We start from the raw sequence: 17,257 nt of genomic DNA, 5'->3' as shown, positions 1-17,257 counted from the left end.
ATAAGAGCTGACTACGCACAACCGGAAGATCAGCTTGCCAAAATGTGTCGCAAGCCTCCTGCCACTCGCGAAGGCGCGTGGCACCACCAGATATGGTTACGATTTGAATGAAATTCGCCAGATCTGGGGAAGGTTAACGACCGATTCACCTTCCGCGCATTGCAAATTGCGACGGCATTCGCAATTTGCAAGCGGGGCTTGGCCTCAGGCCAGTCCAACCGGCTCGCCGCGAGCGGCAGGGGCCTCCGTGGCGGCCGCTTCGCCGCGCGGCAGACGCAGCCAGAAATCCAGGAAGCTGTCGAGGAACTGCGAGGTCTGCGCGTCATAGACGGCGCGGCCCTCCATATGCTGGGCGCGCGGCTGCGCCCCGGGCAGCGCGAACCGGTCGGCGCCGGTGGTGGTCCAGCGATGCATCATCGCCAGCGTCAGCTCGATATGGAACTGGAAGCCGAACGCGGCCGGCCCGTATTGGAAGGCCTGGTTGCGGTAGAGTTGGCCTTCCGCGAGCAGCGCCGCGCCCTCCGGCAGGTCGAAGCCCTCACCATGCCACTGATAGACCGTCTCCGGCCAGGTGCAGAGCCCCTGCCCCGCCTCGGTCGCCCGCAGCGGGTAATAGCCGATCTCGACCAGCCCGTCGGGCCGGGGACCGACGCGGGCGCCGAGCTGGCGCGCCAGCATCTGCGCGCCGAGGCAGATGCCGAGCAGCGGCGCCTGCTCGGCCAGCGGCACCGCCATCCAGTCGATCTCGCGCCGGATGAAATCCTCGTCGTCATTGCTGGACATCGGCCCGCCGAAGACGACCGCCCCGGCATGCCCGTCCAGCGTCGCCGGCAGCGGGTCGCCAAAGCGGGGTCGGCGGATATCGAGCGGATGACCGCGCTCGGCCAAGCGCAGGCCGACACGGCCGGGCGTCGAATGTTCCTGGTGCAGGACGATCAAGACGGGCTTCAGCGACTGCGGCACGACAGCAAGGGTCCTCAGATCCGGGAGCCGGTGGAAACCGGCCCCGCGGGGTCATTCCTTCGACGGCGCGAGCGTGTCCACGGCGCTGCCGCCCGACTGCACGATCTTCTTCAGCCGCAGCCGCGCACGCCCGGATACGCCGAGCAGATCGGCGACGCGCCAGATCGCATTGTCCTCGAATTCGGTCAGGCGGCCATCGGCATAGACGAGATCCCACATCATCGCGACGATCTGCTCGCGATCGATCTCGTCCAGCTGCGACTTCAGCACGCTGGTGAAGCGATAAAAGTCGACCGCCTCGTCATCGGCCTCGACGGCGGCGCGCACGAGGTCGCCGGTTGCCTCCTCGTCGAGGCTGTAGCGGGCCTTGAGCAGTTCGTGCAGGCGGACGCGCTCGGCTTCGGCCACTTCGCCATCGACCGCGACGACGTGATAGAGCAGCGCCGCGGCGGCAAGGCGGTGGTCGTCATCGCCAAATTGCCGGGGAGCCGTCTCACCCGTCAGTTCGGCAATGAAATTACGAAGCACATTGAGCATTCGATCTCTCCGGGGCCGGCCGATTCGAACATCGATTCGACCGACGTGACGGCCTAAGCTGCATGACAATACGGCAAGGTTAGGAAACAGGCACGCGACAAGCGGTCGCCGGGCCCAGATCATTCCGGCGCTGCCGCGGAAATGTCGGAATCTCGCCCGCCCAGGCGGGCCGCGTAGACGGGGCTTGTGAAAGCAAACCGCGCACAAAAACAAACCGCCGACCTTTTGGGCCGGCGGCTAAAACATAACTAAATAAGAACAACTCTTTGCCCGAACCAAAAAAAACTCGAGCTCACTAATTCTAACTACAACTGCGCGTCAAATAACCTTCGAATACACTTCTAACCGGGAACTTCCCGAAGCTGCCTTCAACGTCCGGACTTAAGATCTGGTGAATCGTCTGCCCCGCGACAAGAAAAAGAATATGGGCTTCCCTCGCGGGATGCAAGTGGGTTTTGCCCTCCGAGCGCCACATTTTCACAATCTGCCGGATTTTGGCCTAAAATAGCATTAATCCCGATAAACCATACCTGCCGTAGCGACGCCTACGGGCGGCCGGCGGCTCGGGAACCCTGGCCCCAGGCTGGATTCGGGCTTCCCGCGAAGCCGACCGGCCAAAAGAAAAGGGCCGGCGCGATAACTCGCGTCGGCCCCCTTGATCTTCACCTGGCGTCGGATGTCAGCGTCGACGCGCCGCGCCACCGCGGAAAGGCGGCCTGGGTGCTTGCGAGGCAAGCGGTTCGCCCTTGTGCCGGAAAACCAGTCGCGCACGATCGAGATCGTATGGCGTCATCTCGACGGTTACGCGGTCGCCCGCCAGCGTCTTGATCCGGTTCTTTTTCATCCGGCCCGCGGTGTAGGCGACGACGACATGCCCGTTCTCGAGTTCCACGCGGAACTTGGCGTCGGGCAGTACCTCGACGACCGTACCCTCGAATTCGAGCGCTTCTTCCTTCGCCATGTGTTGTTCCTTACGAGACCTTCAGTTCCGTCGCGGACGTCTTGCCGCGACGATCGGTCTCGAGTTCGTACGAGATCTTGGCGCCGTCGCGCAGCGTCGACAAACCAGCACGCTCAACCGCGCTGATGTGCACGAACACATCCTGACCACCCTGATCGGGCTGGATGAATCCATAGCCCTTCGTCGCATTGAACCACTTCACTGTACCCGTCGCCATGGAAATCTCCTTCAGTCTGGCGGTAGAGAACTTTGCTAACGACCGTCCCGTCGTCAAGCCGCTCGGCGGCGTTGTTGGCCACGCCACCGATTTTTCTTGCTCTTTTCTTCGTTCGGCAGGCTATCGCGCACCGGCTTGTCGCCCCGCTGCGTATCTGCAACGGACCGAGGCGCGGCGTGCGAGGCCTTGAATTGGGTCGCGACTTCGGGGATCGGACGGCGAATCAGCCGCTCGATGGCCTTCAGACGCGCCGATTCACCGGCGTCGAACAGAGAGAGGGCGAGCCCGCTGCGACCGGCGCGGGCGGTACGTCCAATGCGATGGACATACGATTCCGGCTCGTCGGGCAGGTCGAAATTCACAACATGGGTGATGCCGGAGACATCGATGCCGCGAGCGGCGATGTCGGTCGCGACGAGCACCCGGAGACTTCCATCCTTGAAGCCCTCCAGCGCCTTCTGACGGGCGCCCTGGGACTTATTGCCGTGCAGGGCCAGCGTCTCTACGCGAGCCTTCTGCAGGTGCTGCGCGACGCGGTCGGCGCCGTGCTTGGTGCGCGTGAAGACGATCACGCGCTCCATCTCCGGATTGGCGAGCAGATCCAGGAGGAAATTACGCTTCTCGGCCGTCGGCACGCGATAGAGCTTCTGGTCGATACGGTCGACGGTGACCGCTTCCGGCGTGACCTCGACCCGGACCGGGTCCTTGAGGATCTTGCGCGAAAGCGTCGCCACTTCGGCCGGCATGGTGGCCGAGAACAGCAGCGACTGGCGGTTTTCCGGCAGCAGCGCCACGATCTTCATGACGTCGCGGACGAAGCCCATGTCGAGCATGCGGTCGGCCTCGTCGAGCACCAGGTGGGAGACCTGGTCCAGACGGACGACGCGCGCCTGCAGATGGTCGAGCAGGCGGCCGGGGGTGGCGACGAGAATGTCGACGCCCTTTTCGAGCGCCCGGATCTGCGGCTGATGGCCGACGCCGCCGAAGACGAGCGCGTGCCGGATGCCGAGGAACTTCGAGAACTTGCGCAGCTCGGAATCGATCTGGATCGCAAGTTCGCGCGTCGGGGCGAGAATGAGGGAACGGGCACTCTTCGGCTGGAGACCATCAGCGCGGCGCGACAGATGCTGCAGGAGCGGCAGGCCGAACGCGGCGGTCTTGCCGGTTCCGGTCTGCGCAATGCCGAGCATATCGCGGCCTTCGAGAAGTGCGGGAATTGCCTGGGCCTGGATCGGCGTCGGCGTCGTAATGCCGGCCACGTCAAGCGCACGCACGAGCGGCTCGGCAAGTGCCAAAGCCGAAAAATTTGTCAATTGATTCAAGAAGAAAGCCTAATTATGCGAACACCATCCGGCATCCGACTTCTAGCCATGACCCACGCGCGACAGGATCAGAGGACGGGGTCGTGTCCTACCTTACCAGCAGGATAGAGCCACCGAAATCTCGTGTGGCACAGCGCGATCACGATGATCGTCGCCGCGTATATGCAGACTCGCGGCGGAAAAAGCAAACGAAAAGTCGCACGGTCCCAGAATAGACCGCGAGATTGCGGCGGAAGCGCCCGGATGTTCTTGTCTCTGCCGCGCTTCTGTGCAGAGTGCCCGTTCTAGCAGCCCCTTGTGTGAATTTCATGTCCGCCAGCAGTCCTACCGCCACCGCGCGCACTCTTTCCGGTCCGCTTCTCGGCATAGCCCTGATGATTCTGGGCATCCTGCTGTATTCGGTGAATGACACGCTGGGCAAATGGCTGGTCGGCACCTATTCGGTCGGCATGATCCTGCTGATCCGGTCGCTGGCCGCGCTTCTGGTCATGCTGCCGGTCATCTGCCGCGACAATGGCGTGCGCCAGCTCGCCCAGGCACCGCGTCCCTGGATGCAGCTGCTGCGGGTGGGCGTGATCACCGGCGAGATCGGCTTCTTCTACTGGGCGGTGTCGCTGCTGCCGCTCGCCGACGTCATGACCTATTACCTGGCCGGACCGATCTATGTGACGGCGCTGTCGGCGCTGCTGCTGAAGGAAAAGGTCGACGGTCCGCGCTGGGCGGCGATCGTCGCCGGCTTCATCGGCGTGCTGATCGTGCTGCAGCCCTCCTCCGACAGCCTGAGCTGGGGCGCCCTGATCGCCATTGGCGGCAGCCTGTTCTTCGCGGCTCTGATGATCGTCACCCGCCAGTTGCGCGGCACGCCGGACAAGACGCTGCTGACCTTCTCGACGGTGAGCACGCTGGTGGTCGGCGCCGTGATCGCGCCCTTCGCCTGGGTGACGCCGACGGGGATCGATTTCGGGCTGCTGGGCCTGCTCGGCGTCGTCGCGCTGATGGCGCAGTTCTGCGTCACGCGCTCGCTCAAGCTGGCGCCGGCCTCGGTGGTCGTCCCCTATCAGTACACCATGCTGATCTGGGCGGTGGTGTTCGGCTATTTTGTCTTCGGCGACCAGCCGAAACCTTCCATGCTGATCGGCGCCGCCATCATCATCGCCTCCGGCCTGTTCATCTTCATGCGCGAGCAACGCGAGGCGCGCACCAAGGCCGGCCAGAGCATCGCCGAGGAAGTCGGCGACAACGTTCCCGGCTAGTCCCGGAAGACGGCCTGCCGAAGCCGGCCGGAGCGGCGGCCACGCTCACGATTGCGTGTGAGATAAGGCCATAGACGCGCCGCAATTGAGGCCCGAGATCCCGCCACCGGATGGCGCGTCGATCCCGATACGCCGGCTCTTGCGGATCGGTCGAAATGGGCGTTCCATCGCGCCTTGTGAGTGCAGTCGACGCCACCTCGCCTCCCTTGTTCACCGTGCGGCCGGCCCTGGTCGCCGATCTCGACGGGCTGGTCGCGATCGAGGCCGCCTCGTTCCAGACCGACAGGATGGCGCGGCGTAGTTTCCGCAAGCTCGTCGAAGCGCCGACCGCCGCCCTCACCGTCGCCGCCCTGCCCGATGGCCGCCTCGTCGGCTATGCGCTGCTGCTGTTCCGGGCCGGCACCGGCATGGCACGGCTCTATTCCATCGCGGTGCTGACGGACATGCGCGGCAGCGGCGTCGGCGCGGCGCTGGTGACCGAATCCGAGCGCGTCGCCTTCGAGCGCGACCGCTTCCTGCTCCGGCTCGAAGTGCGCGAAGACAATGCGGCCGGCATCCGCCTCTATGAGCGGCTCGGCTATCGCCGCATCGGCCGCTATCTCGACTATTACGAAGATCACGCCAACGCGCTGCGCTACGAGAAGCGGCTGCGCGGGGACGCGCTCTCGACCTCGGTGCGCTATTACGAGCAGACCACCGATTTCACCTGCGGTCCCTGCTGCGTGATGATGGCGCTCGGCCATCTCCGTCGCGATTACGCCATGAGCCCGGTCGAGGAGATCAAGCTCTGGCGGCAGGCGACGACGGTGTTCATGATGGCGGGGCTGGGCGGCTGCGATCCGCATGGGCTGGCCGTCTCGGCCGCCCGCAACGGGCTTTCGGCCTCGATCCACGTCAGCCGCGAGGGCTCGCTGTTTCTGGAATCGGTGCGCGATCCCGAGAAGCGGCGGGTCATGGAACTGGCGCAGGAGGATTTCCGCCACCAGACCATCGCCTTCGACATCCCGATCCACCACCGGCCGCTCGACGTCGCCGCGATCCGCGAGGCCTTGGCGCAGGGCGCCCTGGTGATCGTGCTGATCTCGGCCTACCGGATGTTCGGCAAGAAGGTGCCGCACTGGGTGCTGGTGGTGGGCGATGACGGGCGTCATCTCTTCATTCACGACCCCTGGGTCGAGGACCGCGAGCACGAGACTCATTCGGACGCGGCCAACCTGCCCATTCCCTATGCCGATTTCGAGCATATGGCGCGCTGGGGCCGGGAACCGTTGCGCGCGGCTGTCGTTCTCAGACCGAGGTGAACCATGGCTGATTGGGTTATCCTGGTCGATACGGCGAAGGACTTTCCAAACGAGGACACGCCGCACAAGGTCATCACGACGAAGGACTACCTGGCCAGGGCCAATCTCTTTCGCGGTTCCCGCCCCAAGATCATCAACCTGTCGCGCTCCTTCGCCTATCAGAGCCGGGGCTATTACGCCTCGCTGCTGGCCGGCGCGCGCGGCCACCGGGTCGTGCCCAACGTCGAGACGATGATCGATCTCGCCAGCCGCACCCTCTATGCCCAGGCGCTGCCGGAGCTCGAGGACCAGCTGGCCAAGGCGATCTCCGCCTCGGACGACAAGGACCTGCCCGGCCGGCTGCTGGTGATGTTTGGCATCAGCGAGGACCACCGCTTTGATCGGTTCTCCCGCCTGCTCTTCGACTGGTTCCGCTGCCCCGTGCTGGAGGTGACGATCGACCAGAACAGCCGGGCCGAGATCCGCAAGCTCGCTCCCGTACCGATCAACAAGCTGACGTCGCACGAGCTCGCCTTCTTCCATGAGGCGCTGCACGACCACACCCGGCGCGAATGGCGCTCGAAAAAGGCGACCCGCTCGGCGCCGCGCTATTCCTTCGCCGTGCTGCACGACCCGACCGAGGCGATGCCGCCCTCCAACCTCGTCTCGCTGAAACACTGGGCACGCACGGCGGAAAAGCTCGGTGTCGAAGTCGAGCCGATCACCAAGAAGGACCTGGCGCGACTGGCGGAGTTCGACGCGCTGTTCATCCGCGAGACCACCTCGATCGACAACCACACCTATCGTTTCGCCCGGCGCGCCGTCCAGGAAGGCATGCCGGTGATCGACGATCCCGTTTCGATGATCCGCTGCACCAACAAGGTCTATCTGCAGGAGCTGATGACCGGCAACGGCATCGCGGTGCCGCCGACGATCATCCTCGGCGGCAATGGCGATCTCGAACGCGCCGCCGACGAGCTTGGCTTTCCGCTGGTCATGAAGATCCCCGATTCCTCCTTCTCGCGCGGCGTCAAGAAGGTCGACAACCATCGCCAGATGGACGAGCTGGCGCGGGCCTGGTTCAAGGACACGGACCTGCTGCTGGCGCAGAAATTCATGCCGACGGAGTTCGACTGGCGCGTCGGGGTGCTGGGCGGCAAGCCGCTCTTCGTCTGCCAGTACACCATGGCCAAGAAGCACTGGCAGATCGTCAAGCACCAGCCCAACGGCAAGGCGCTGGAGGGTGGCCTGCGCTCGATGACCATCGGCCAGGCGCCGCCCGAGGTGATCGACATCGGTTTGCGCGCCGCGCAGCTGATCGGCAACGGACTCTATGGCGTCGACATCAAGCAGACCGAAGACGGGTTCTTCGTCATCGAGGTCAACGACAATCCCAACATCGAGCACGGCATTGAGGACGCGGCCGAAAAGGACCAGGTCTGGATCGAGCTGACCCGCTGGTTCGTCAACCGGCTGGAGCGGTAGGGCATTTCGCGCCGCCCTACCCCTTTGCCAAATAAGCCCCTCGCGTAGCACCATCCTCAACATGCTGAGGAGGCCCAGAGGGTCGTCTCGAAGCACGCACAGCGGCTCCGCTATCCGGATTTACCCTCAGGGCGGTGCGTCCTTCGAGGCTTCGCTGCTCGAAGCGCCTCAGGATGTTGGTGATCGGAGCGTTGCAGACCGTCCGTCTTGCATCGCACGAAGGTCGCCTCCGTAAGAGGTGACAAGCGTAGTGCCTAGTGATCCCAGGCCTGGATGTTGGTCTGGCGGCGGATCTTGCCGTCGGCTAGTTCCAGCATCGCGCTCATGTAGACCTTGACGCCATCGGGATAGGTGCAGGTCTCGGCAAAGGCGAGATGGCTGCCCTCCATCAGTCCGTCGTCGAGGTGATGCTTCATGGCGCGGCTGCACACGTCGTCGAGCATGGCGCGGATCGCCGGCTTGCCCTTGAGCACCAGCGGCCGGCTCGGCGGATGGTCCTGGTCGATGACGCGGAGTTCCGCGTCGTCGGCATAGAACGCCGCCAGGGCCTTGGCGTCATTGCCTTCCACCGCCTTGCGAAGTTCGGAGAGAGTGACCGTGTTCGGCATGGTTTCCTCCTGCGAAAGCGCCGGGAGGCAGGCGATGCGGGGCCTCCTGCCCCGCCTCGTCCATGACGACAAACCCGGGCGCGAGGGGACAATCTATCCCAACGCGGCCCGGGTGATGCAGGATCTGGCGACAAGGCGGATCACATTCGAGCGATCCGCCCCTCAAACGGGGAGATGGCGTGTCAGCGACGCTCTTCGTCGGGATCCACGACGCGATATTCGGCGTCGATGATCACCTCGTCCGGCCGGCCACGCGAGGGTGCTCGGAACGGATTCGGCTCTTCATACGCGGTCTGCGCGGCGGGATCGGGACGCGGCCCCGGCGGGGCCGCGCCGGGCGGCATGGCGCGGGCGAGGAAGCTCCGCAGAATACGCCGGCGGAAGAGGTAGACCACGGCCAGCACCGGAATGAGGATCAGCGCGATCGACAAGGACACGACCAGCGCCGCGAAGACCACGCCGGCGCCGACGACGAGCGCCAGTCCGAGCCGAAGCTTGTCCTTCCAGCTCGTGGTGCCGCGAGGGCCTGAAATCGTGAAGGTCCGGTAGGTCGTCATCGTCTCCGCCTGTTTCAATCGCGCACCACATGTGGGTGCACTGTCATCTTCGCGCAACGGCTAGGCCGCAAGAAGAAGACGCAGCGTCAGGATCGATGGCGAATGCGCCCGGAATTTGGCCGACCCGCAAGGAAACATTGCGGGCCGGTATCGTTTTGTTGCTCAGGCGTCAATTTCGGAGCCGTCCTGGCTCCAGCGCGTGTGGAACTTGCCCGGCTTGTCGAGGCGGCCATAGGTGTGCGCGCCAAAATAATCGCGCAGGCCCTGCAGCAGGTTGGCCGGGCCGCGCGCGCGGCGCAGGCCGTCATAATAGGCGATCGACGACGAGAAGGCGGGAACCGGAATGCCCTGCTCGATCGCCAGGCCTACGACCTTGCGCCAGTTCGGCTCGGCCTTCGAAACCGCGTCGCGGAAATAGTCCTGCAGCAGCAGGTTCGGACCAGCGACGCCCGCGTCATAGGCATCGCGGATGCGGTTGAGGAAGCGGGCGCGGATGATGCAGCCGCCGCGCCAGAGCGAAGCGACTTCACCAAGCTTCAGATCCCAGCCGAACTGCTCGGAGGCGACCGTCAGATGCTCGAAGCCCTGGGCATAGGCGACGATCTTGGAGGCGTAGAGCGCATCCTTGACGGCGTCGATGTCGGCCTGGGTGATCTGGCGCTTGGCGGGAGCCTCGTGCGGGAACAGCTTTTCGGCTTCGGCGCGCTGGGCGCGACGGCCGGAAAGCGCGCGCGCGAACACCGCCTCGGTGATCGAGGTCAGCGGCACGCCGAGATCCAGCGCCGACTGCGCCGTCCAGCGTCCGGTGCCCTTTTGCTCGGCCTCATCGACGATCGAATCGACCAGGGGCTTGCCGGTGCTGTCGATCTTGCGCAGCACGGCCGAGGTGATGTCGATCAGGTAGGAATCGAGATCGCCCTTCATCCATTCGGCGAAGATGTCGGCGATCGCAGGCGCCTCGAGGCCATAGACCGTCTTGAACAGGTCATAGGCTTCGGTGATCAGCTGCATGTCGGCATATTCGATGCCGTTATGGACCATCTTGACGTAGTGCCCGGAGCCTTCGGTGCCGATATAGGCGCAGCAGGGCTCGCCATCGACCTGGGCCGCCATCTTGGTGACGATCGGCTCGATGCGGGCATAGGCCTCGCGCGTGCCGCCCGGCATCATGCTCGGACCTTCGAGCGCGCCCTCTTCACCGCCGGACACGCCCATGCCGATGAACTTGATGTCGCGGTCTTTCAGATAGTGGAAGCGCCGGTTCGTGTCGGTGTAGAGCGAGTTGCCGCCATCAATGATGATGTCGCCCGTCTCCAGATGCGGCAGCAGCTCCTCGATCACCTGGTCGACCGGCTGACCGGCCTTGACCATGATGATGATGGCGCGCGGCTTGGCGATCGAAGCGACAAAATCCGGAATCGTCTTCGACGGCGTGAAACGGCCCTCGGAGCCGTGCTCGCCGATCAGTTCATCGGTGCGGGCACCATTGCGGTTGAACACGGCGACGCCGAATCCCTTGCGGGCCGCGTTGCGGGCGAGGTTCGCGCCCATGACGGCGAGACCAAGCACGCCAATATCAGCGAGTTGCTGCAAAGTGTTTCATCCCTGATGCGTGTTAGACTTTGGGACCATCGCGGGGAACTACGTTGGCCTGCGAGTTTGACATCAGCCGAGCGGCTGAGCGGACGGGTGCACAGACAGACGGTATGGACCGAGGACGGGACGAGGGCAATATCCCGCCCGAAAATTGCTGCGACACTCGAAACATCGACGACTTGCCGGAAAGCCGGATTCCGACTCTACTCGGGCTGCACAACCTTCAGGAGAAATCCATGCGCCGTCTCGTCCTCATCGCCGCCATGACGCTTGCAGGCGCATCGGCCGCTCCTGCGATGGATTGCGACAACGCCCCGGACCAGTCGACGATGAACGTCTGCGCCGACATGGCGCTCAAAGCCACCGACAAGCGGCTCAACATGGTCTATCGGGCGATCACCCGCCGCCTCGCCGACGACCCCGACGCAACCCGGCTGCTGGTGACGACGCAGCGCGCCTGGATCGCGTTCCGCGATGCCGAATGCAGCTTCCGCAGCTCCGGCGTCAGCGGCGGCAGCGCCTATCCGATGGTCTACAGCACCTGCCTGGACGGCATGACGCGCACCCGGCTGGACGAGCTCAAGGCGATGCTGGCCTGCCAGGAAGGCGACATGAGCTGCCCCGTGCCGGCGGAATAAACCCGCCGGCGGGAAGCCAGATCCTCAGACGTCGAGATTGACCACGCTGAGCGCGTTGTCCTGGATGAACTCACGGCGCGGCTCGACTTCGTCGCCCATCAGCTTGGTGAAGAGATCGTCGGCGGCGTCCGCCTCCTTGATCTTCACCTGCAGAAGCGAACGGACGTTGGGATCGAGCGTCGTTTCCCAGAGCTGGCTGGCGTTCATCTCGCCAAGGCCCTTGTAGCGCTGCATTTGGATGCCCTTGCGGCCCTGCAGGAAGACGGCTTCCAGCAGCGAGCGCGGGCCGAAGATCGGCGTGCTCATTTCCTTGCGACGCAGCGTCGACGGCTTGGCGAAGACGTCGGAGATACGCGACGAGATGGCGTGCAGCTTGCGGGCATCGGCCGAATCGATCAGCGCCATGTCGATGGTGTGCACCTCGCGCACGCCGCGAACCTCGCGCTCGAAGCGGTAACCGCCTTGCGGGTCGAGCGTGCCCTGCCAGCCGCGCTCGGTTTCCTCGGCGATCAGGTCGAGCCGGGTGGCGATCGCATTGGCGGCGGCCGTGGCGCGGTCCTTGTCTTCCAGCAGCGCCGGGTCGAGACCGCCGGCCATCGCGGCCTGCTCGACCATGCCGCGGTCGTAGCGGGTATGGATGCCGCTCAGGATCGAGGCGATCTGGCGCGCGTCCTGGATCAGGTGATCGAGATCGGCGCCGGCGCGGACTTCGCCATCCTCCTGCTGCAGCGCGGCCTCATCGAGACCCTGCTGGATCAGGTAATCCTCCAGCGCGCGCTCGTTCTTCAGGTACTGCTCGGAACGGCCCTTGGTGACCTTATAGAGCGGCGGCTGGGCAATGTAGATGTGCCCGCGCTCGATCAGTTCCGGCATCTGGCGGAAGAAGAAGGTCAGCAGCAGGGTGCGAATATGGGCGCCGTCGACGTCGGCGTCCGTCATGATGATGATCTTGTGGTAGCGCAGCTTGTCCGGCGCGAACTCGTCCTTGCCGATCGAGGTGCCGAGCGCGATGATCAGCATGCCGATCTGCTCGGACGACAGCATCTTGTCGAAGCGCGCGCGCTCGACGTTCAGGATCTTGCCGCGCAGCGGCAGCACGGCCTGGTTCTCGCGGTTGCGGCCCTGCTTGGCCGAGCCACCTGCCGAGTCACCCTCGACGATGAAGATTTCGGACTTGGCCGGGTCGCGTTCCTGGCAGTCGGCAAGCTTGCCGGGCAGCGAGGCGATGTCGAGCGCCCCCTTGCGTCGCGTCAGGTCGCGCGCCTTGCGCGCCGCTTCGCGGGCGGTGGCAGCCTCGACGACCTTGGCGAGGATGATCTTCGATTCCGCCGGATGCTCCTCGAACCACATGCCGAGCATCTCGTTGACGGCGTTCTCGACGATCGGACGCACTTCCGACGAGACCAGCTTGTCCTTGGTCTGGGACGAGAACTTCGGATCCGGCACCTTGACCGAAAGCACCGCCGTGAGGCCTTCGCGGCAATCGTCGGCGGACAGAGTCACCTTCTCGCGCTTCGAGATGCCCTGGCTGTCGGCATAGCCGGTGACCTGGCGCGTCAGCGCGCCGCGGAAACCGGCGAGATGCGTGCCGCCATCGCGCTGCGGGATGTTGTTGGTGAAGCAGTGGACGTTCTCGTGGTAGCTGTCGTTCCACCACATCGAGACCTCGACGGTGATGCCGTCGCGCTCGCTGGTCATGTAGATCGGCGCCGTCATCAGCGGCTTCTTGGTGCGGTCGAGATAGCGCACGAAAGCATCGAGGCCGCCGTCATAGACCAGCTCTTCGCGCCGGACTTCGACGCCGCGCTTGTCGGTCAGCACGATGCGCACGCCCGAATTCAGGAAGGCGAGCTCGCGCAGGCGATGTTCCAGCGTGTCGAAATCGAACTCGACCTGGGTGAAGGTGTCGGTCGAGGGCAGGAAGGTGACCTCGGTGCCGTTGCGGCCGTCCCAGTCGCCGATAATCTTGAGCGGCGACACGGCATTGCCATGCGCGAACTCGATCTCGTGCACCTTGCCGTTGCGCCAGATCGTCAGCTTCAGCATGCTCGACAGCGCATTCACGACCGAGACGCCGACGCCGTGCAGGCCGCCGGAAACCTTGTAGGAATTCTGGTCGAACTTACCGCCGGCATGCAGCTGGGTCATGATGACCTCGGCCGCCGAAACGCCCTCCTCGGCATGCAGATCCGTCGGAATGCCGCGGCCATTGTCGCGAACCGTGACGGAACCGTCCGCATTGAGGGTGACGTTGACCTCGTCGGCATGGCCGGCGAGCGCCTCGTCGATGGCGTTGTCGACCACCTCATAGACCATGTGGTGGAGGCCGGAGCCGTCGTCCGTGTCGCCGATATACATGCCCGGGCGCTTGCGGACGGCATCCAAGCCTTTGAGCACCTTGATAGAATCGGCGCCGTAGGCATCAGAGGCTTGATCGCGGGCGGTATCGGACATTCAGGCTTCCTTGAAAGCGTCGCGCGCCTGCGCGCGCGATACGTCGAATCGAGAGGCTAATATATTGCTTCGACAAGCAAATTGCACCCTTAGCCTTACACGGAAACGCGGCGCTTCGGTGGCAAATCGCCACTGACGGGTTCCGGCGACCGCCGAGCTTGCAAGCCGGGCGACGGCACCGGATGCTGTCAGCGAACCACCGTGCCGCCGGCGACGCCAGAGAAAGCCCGATCCATGTCCGCGATCCACGCCTTCCTCGTCCAGTACGGACTGATCGTCGTCTATCTCGGCGTCATCGTAGAGGGCGAGAGCGTGGTCATTGCCGCCGGCTTCCTGGCGCATCAGCATGTGATGAACCCCTACGCCGTTTTCCTCGCCGCCTTCGCCGGTTCGGTCACCGGCGACCAGGCTTGGTTTTTCGTCGGACGCTATCTGGGCGGCAGCGGCTATGCGCAGAAGCAGATGGCCCGCCCCGCCTTCGCCAAGGTGCTCGACCAGATCCACCGCAACAAGGTGCCGTTCATCCTGGGCTTCCGCTTCATCTACGGCATCCGCACGATCAGCCCGATCGCGATCGGCGTGGCCCGGGTCAGTCCGCTGCTGTTCACGGGCCTCAATCTCATCTCGGCCGCCGTCTGGGCGGCGGTGATGACCACGATCGGCTATCTGTTCAGCCAGACGCTGGAGCGCTTTGCCGGCCGCCTGCACCAGGACCATAAGCTGATCGTCGCCGGCCTGCTGCTGGTCGGCGTGCTGGCGGCCGTGGCGCTCGCGCGGGCCTGGTATGCCCACAGGCAGGCGGACGCCTGAGGCGCGCCGTCAGCGGGCCGAATGCAGCGCCTCGAGGAATGCCTCGCCATAGAGGGAGAGCTTGCGCTCGCCGACCCCCTGCACACCGCGCATCTCGTCCAGCGTGCCGGGCATGGCCTCGGCCATCTCGATCAGCGTGCGATCGGGGAAGACCATGTAGGCCGGCACGCCCTCGCCGCGGGCAATCTCGCGCCGAAGCGCGCGCAGTTGCTCGAACATGGTCGCGGTCGCCTCGTCGAGGCCGTCGGCGCGGTCGTCCTTCTCGCTCCGCCTGGCGCGGCCCTTGGGCGCCGCCTCGCGGATCGAGCGCAGCGCGATCCGCTCATGCCCGAACAGCACCGCCTCCCCTTCCGGCGTGATGCGGAAGCCGCCATGCTCCTCGCTCGCCTCGGCCAGCGCACCGGCCGCGAAAAGCTGGCGCACCAGCGTTCGCCAGACATGCGCGCTGCGATCGGTGCCGACGCCGAACGTCTTGATCTTGTCGTGGCCCTGGCGCTGCACGGCGTCCGTCGCCTCGCCGCGCAGGACATCGACCAGATGCGCCGCGCCATAGCGCTGCCCGGTGCGCACGACGGCGGAGAGCACCTTCTGCGCGTCGACCGTCGCATCGACCAGTTCCGCGCCACCCTGGCAAAGGTCGCAATGGCCGCAGCGGCCCATCGGCTCGCCGAAATAGGCGAGCAGCGCCTGCCGCCGGCAGGTCGCGGACTCCGCGAGATCGGTCATCGCTGCGAGCCGCTTCTGCTCGACCCGGCGCTGCGCCTCGCTGATTGCCTTCTCGTCGATCTGACGGCGGCGGAAGGCCATGTCGTCGAGCCCGTACAGCGTCAGCGTGTCGGCCGGAAGCCCATCGCGGCCGGCGCGGCCAATCTCCTGGTAGTAGGCCTCGACACCCGCCGGCATGTCGGCATGGATGACGAAGCGGACGTCCGGCTTGTTGATGCCCATGCCGAAGGCGACGGTGGCGACGACGACGACGCCATCCTCCTGCAGGAAGATGTCCTGGTGCTTGGAACGGATGCCGGCGTCGAGTCCGGCATGATAGGGCACCGAGCGGATGCCCTTGCCGACCAGCCATTCCGACAGCTTCTCGGTCTTGTCGCGCGACGAGGCGTAGATGATGCCGCTGCCGCCCTTGTGGCGGGCGAGGAAGTCGGCGATCTGCGTGCGCGGCCGGTCCTTGGCCTCGAAGCGGAGATGGATGTTGGGCCGGTCGAAGGAATGGACGACGACCCGGGGCGGCGCCGGGAAGAGCTGGGCCGCGATATCGTTGCGGGTCGCCTGGTCGGCCGTTGCCGTCAGCGCCACCACCTGCACGCCGCCCAGCGCCTCGCGAACGGAAGCGAGCTGGCGATATTCGGGGCGGAAGTCATGGCCCCATTGCGAGACGCAATGCGCCTCGTCGATCGCCAGCCGGCGCACGTCGCAGGCGGCCAGCAGCGAGACCAGCCCGTCGCCGGCCAGCCGCTCGGGCGAGACGAACAGAAGCGAGATTTCGCCGGCGCGCAGGCGGCGCAGCGTCTCGCGATTGGCATCGTCGCCATTGGTCGAGTTCAGCGTCGCCGCCGCCACGCCGACATGCTGCATCTGCTGCACCTGGTCGCGCATCAGCGCGATCAGCGGCGAGACGACGACCGTCAGGCCGCCGTCGACGATCGCCGGCAACTGGTAGCACATGGACTTGCCGGAACCGGTCGGCATGACAGCGAGCACATGCTCGCCGCTCATCACCGCCGCGATGACCTCGTCCTGGCCGGGGCGGAAATCATCGTAGCCAAAGACAGTTTTGAGCGCTGCGCGGGCGCGCGATAGCGGCATGGAGCATCCGGGGGAAAGTGATTCGGGTTCCGGCGATGCTAGCCGCTCGGCAGCCGGCTTACACGCGCGAAAGCCGGCCCGCGTCGATCCGTCTGGCCGGGCGCGCTATCGCGTGGCGATGGCGATGGCCGCTCCCGCCATGACCACGCTGCTGCCGCGATTGACCCGCTGCACCGCTTTCGCGCTGGTGATCAGGCGGCGTGCGCGCAGCGTCACGCCGACATAGAAGGCGAAAACCATGCCGACCACGGACAGCGTCACCATCGAGAGCTCGAGGAAGGCCAGCCCGTCAATGCGGGTGACGTCGAGGATCGAGGGCAGCAGGGCCAGATAGAACACCATCGTCTTCGGATTGCCCATGCAGACGGCAAGGCCCGCCAGGAACAGCCGAAGGCGGCTCTCCCGCAGGGCGACCGGCGCGATGTCGGGGGCGGCGGCCGGGGCCTTCCACATCTTCCAGGCGACATAGAGCAGATAGGCGGCGCCAGCATATTTGAGCAGCGCGAACACCTCATGGAAGGTCTGCGCCACCATGGCGAGGCCCAGCACCGCCAGCGTCAGCCACACGATATCGCCGATCGCCATGCCGGCGGTGAAGGCAAAGGCGCCATGACGGCCACGCCCGAGGACGCGGGCGACGATCGCCGCGATGCCGGGGCCGGGCGAAAAAGCGGCAACCGCGAGCGCGGCGGCGAACAGCGCCAATCCGGAAAGCGAAAGTCCTGTCATCCCACCCTCTTCGGCAGTGCCTGGGCAAC

16 protein-coding genes are annotated in these 17,257 nt (G+C 65.2%); 5 read left to right on the top strand and 11 right to left on the bottom strand.

Annotation, left to right across the window (positions count from 1 at the left end):
• Positions 1–204 precede the first annotated feature (204 nt).
• From ABIE08_RS18420 to ABIE08_RS18400, 5 genes are all read right to left on the bottom strand, one after another.
• Complete coding sequence (locus ABIE08_RS18420) at positions 205–963, bottom strand: glutamine amidotransferase (RefSeq protein WP_354553305.1); 759 nt, start codon at positions 961–963, stop codon at positions 205–207.
• A gap of 51 nt (positions 964–1,014) precedes the next feature.
• Entirely contained in the window at positions 1,015–1,500 is a 486-nt protein-coding gene (locus ABIE08_RS18415; protein WP_354553304.1) for a TerB family tellurite resistance protein, read from the bottom strand.
• A 679-nt stretch (positions 1,501–2,179) separates the two neighbouring features.
• Positions 2,180–2,461 (bottom strand): translation initiation factor IF-1, encoded by a 282-nt coding sequence (gene infA, locus ABIE08_RS18410; protein WP_018182468.1) that lies wholly within the window; start codon positions 2,459–2,461, stop codon positions 2,180–2,182.
• Positions 2,462–2,471: 10 nt separating this feature from the next.
• On the bottom strand, positions 2,472–2,678 hold the full coding sequence (locus ABIE08_RS18405) for a cold-shock protein (protein WP_018182467.1): 207 nt from the start codon (positions 2,676–2,678) through the stop codon (positions 2,472–2,474).
• Positions 2,679–2,731: 53 nt separating this feature from the next.
• Positions 2,732–3,952 carry a DEAD/DEAH box helicase gene (locus ABIE08_RS18400; RefSeq protein ID WP_354553303.1) on the bottom strand — a complete coding sequence of 407 codons (1,221 nt, stop codon included), beginning with the start codon at positions 3,950–3,952 and terminating at the stop codon, positions 2,732–2,734.
• A 356-nt stretch (positions 3,953–4,308) separates the two neighbouring features.
• Between ABIE08_RS18400 and ABIE08_RS18395 the strand changes: the two genes are divergently transcribed.
• The 3 genes from ABIE08_RS18395 to ABIE08_RS18385 all read left to right on the top strand — a co-directional run bounded on the left by ABIE08_RS18395 (position 4,309) and on the right by ABIE08_RS18385 (position 8,018).
• Positions 4,309–5,253, top strand: coding sequence for a DMT family transporter (locus ABIE08_RS18395; protein ID WP_354553302.1), 945 nt, complete (start codon positions 4,309–4,311; stop codon positions 5,251–5,253).
• Between the two features lie 155 nt (positions 5,254–5,408).
• The gene (locus ABIE08_RS18390) at positions 5,409–6,554 is read left to right on the top strand and encodes a GNAT family N-acetyltransferase/peptidase C39 family protein (RefSeq protein WP_354553301.1); all 1,146 of its coding nucleotides are present in this window, start codon (positions 5,409–5,411) and stop codon (positions 6,552–6,554) included.
• A 3-nt stretch (positions 6,555–6,557) separates the two neighbouring features.
• Positions 6,558–8,018, top strand: coding sequence for a RimK family protein (locus tag ABIE08_RS18385; protein WP_354553300.1), 1,461 nt, complete (start codon positions 6,558–6,560; stop codon positions 8,016–8,018).
• 254 nt (positions 8,019–8,272) lie between these two features.
• Here the strand turns inward: ABIE08_RS18385 and ABIE08_RS18380 are convergent, their stop codons facing one another.
• The 3 genes from ABIE08_RS18380 to gndA form a co-directional block, all read right to left on the bottom strand.
• Positions 8,273–8,626 carry a nuclear transport factor 2 family protein gene (locus ABIE08_RS18380; protein WP_354553299.1) on the bottom strand — a complete coding sequence of 118 codons (354 nt, stop codon included), beginning with the start codon at positions 8,624–8,626 and terminating at the stop codon, positions 8,273–8,275.
• Between the two features lie 182 nt (positions 8,627–8,808).
• Positions 8,809–9,183 (bottom strand): hypothetical protein, encoded by a 375-nt coding sequence (locus ABIE08_RS18375; RefSeq protein WP_354553298.1) that lies wholly within the window; start codon positions 9,181–9,183, stop codon positions 8,809–8,811.
• A gap of 162 nt (positions 9,184–9,345) precedes the next feature.
• Positions 9,346–10,776 (bottom strand): NADP-dependent phosphogluconate dehydrogenase, encoded by a 1,431-nt coding sequence (gene gndA, locus ABIE08_RS18370; protein ID WP_354553297.1) that lies wholly within the window; start codon positions 10,774–10,776, stop codon positions 9,346–9,348.
• Between the two features lie 239 nt (positions 10,777–11,015).
• On the opposite strand from gndA, the gene ABIE08_RS18365 reads away from it, so the two are divergent.
• A complete protein-coding gene (locus ABIE08_RS18365; protein ID WP_354553296.1) occupies positions 11,016–11,417 on the top strand; it encodes a lysozyme inhibitor LprI family protein in 402 nt (133 codons plus the stop codon).
• 24 nt (positions 11,418–11,441) lie between these two features.
• Here the strand turns inward: ABIE08_RS18365 and gyrB are convergent, their stop codons facing one another.
• Positions 11,442–13,871, bottom strand: coding sequence for a DNA topoisomerase (ATP-hydrolyzing) subunit B (gene gyrB / locus ABIE08_RS18360; RefSeq protein ID WP_354553295.1), 2,430 nt, complete (start codon positions 13,869–13,871; stop codon positions 11,442–11,444).
• Between the two features lie 234 nt (positions 13,872–14,105).
• Between gyrB and ABIE08_RS18355 the strand changes: the two genes are divergently transcribed.
• Positions 14,106–14,681, top strand: coding sequence for a DedA family protein (locus ABIE08_RS18355; RefSeq protein ID WP_354553294.1), 576 nt, complete (start codon positions 14,106–14,108; stop codon positions 14,679–14,681).
• 9 nt (positions 14,682–14,690) lie between these two features.
• On the opposite strand, the gene recQ is transcribed toward ABIE08_RS18355, so the two are convergent.
• Together recQ and ABIE08_RS18345 are read right to left on the bottom strand one after the other, a co-directional pair.
• Positions 14,691–16,499: a DNA helicase RecQ gene (gene recQ, locus ABIE08_RS18350; protein WP_354553293.1), complete on the bottom strand. Its 1,809-nt coding sequence runs from the start codon at positions 16,497–16,499 to the stop codon at positions 14,691–14,693.
• Positions 16,500–16,604: 105 nt separating this feature from the next.
• Positions 16,605–17,228, bottom strand: coding sequence for a LysE family translocator (locus tag ABIE08_RS18345; protein WP_354553292.1), 624 nt, complete (start codon positions 17,226–17,228; stop codon positions 16,605–16,607).
• Positions 17,229–17,257 lie beyond the last annotated feature (29 nt).

It is taken from the genome of Kaistia defluvii (assembly GCF_040548815.1).
Lineage (GTDB): Bacteria > Pseudomonadota > Alphaproteobacteria > Rhizobiales > Kaistiaceae > Kaistia > Kaistia defluvii_A.
This window is presented reverse-complemented; position numbering and strand designations above follow the sequence as displayed.

Coding starts and splice junctions, on each gene's coding strand:
- ABIE08_RS18415 (WP_354553304.1), bottom strand. CDS start 1,500: ATGCTCAATGTGCTTCGTAATTTCATTGCCGAACTGACGGGTGAGACG.
- infA (WP_018182468.1), bottom strand. CDS start 2,461: ATGGCGAAGGAAGAAGCGCTCGAATTCGAGGGTACGGTCGTCGAGGTA.
- ABIE08_RS18405 (WP_018182467.1), bottom strand. CDS start 2,678: ATGGCGACGGGTACAGTGAAGTGGTTCAATGCGACGAAGGGCTATGGA.
- ABIE08_RS18395 (WP_354553302.1), top strand. CDS start 4,309: ATGTCCGCCAGCAGTCCTACCGCCACCGCGCGCACTCTTTCCGGTCCG.
- ABIE08_RS18390 (WP_354553301.1), top strand. CDS start 5,409: ATGGGCGTTCCATCGCGCCTTGTGAGTGCAGTCGACGCCACCTCGCCT.
- ABIE08_RS18385 (WP_354553300.1), top strand. CDS start 6,558: ATGGCTGATTGGGTTATCCTGGTCGATACGGCGAAGGACTTTCCAAAC.
- ABIE08_RS18380 (WP_354553299.1), bottom strand. CDS start 8,626: ATGCCGAACACGGTCACTCTCTCCGAACTTCGCAAGGCGGTGGAAGGC.
- ABIE08_RS18375 (WP_354553298.1), bottom strand. CDS start 9,183: ATGACGACCTACCGGACCTTCACGATTTCAGGCCCTCGCGGCACCACG.
- ABIE08_RS18365 (WP_354553296.1), top strand. CDS start 11,016: ATGCGCCGTCTCGTCCTCATCGCCGCCATGACGCTTGCAGGCGCATCG.
- gyrB (WP_354553295.1), bottom strand. CDS start 13,871: ATGTCCGATACCGCCCGCGATCAAGCCTCTGATGCCTACGGCGCCGAT.
- ABIE08_RS18355 (WP_354553294.1), top strand. CDS start 14,106: ATGTCCGCGATCCACGCCTTCCTCGTCCAGTACGGACTGATCGTCGTC.
- recQ (WP_354553293.1), bottom strand. CDS start 16,499: ATGCCGCTATCGCGCGCCCGCGCAGCGCTCAAAACTGTCTTTGGCTAC.
- ABIE08_RS18345 (WP_354553292.1), bottom strand. CDS start 17,228: ATGACAGGACTTTCGCTTTCCGGATTGGCGCTGTTCGCCGCCGCGCTC.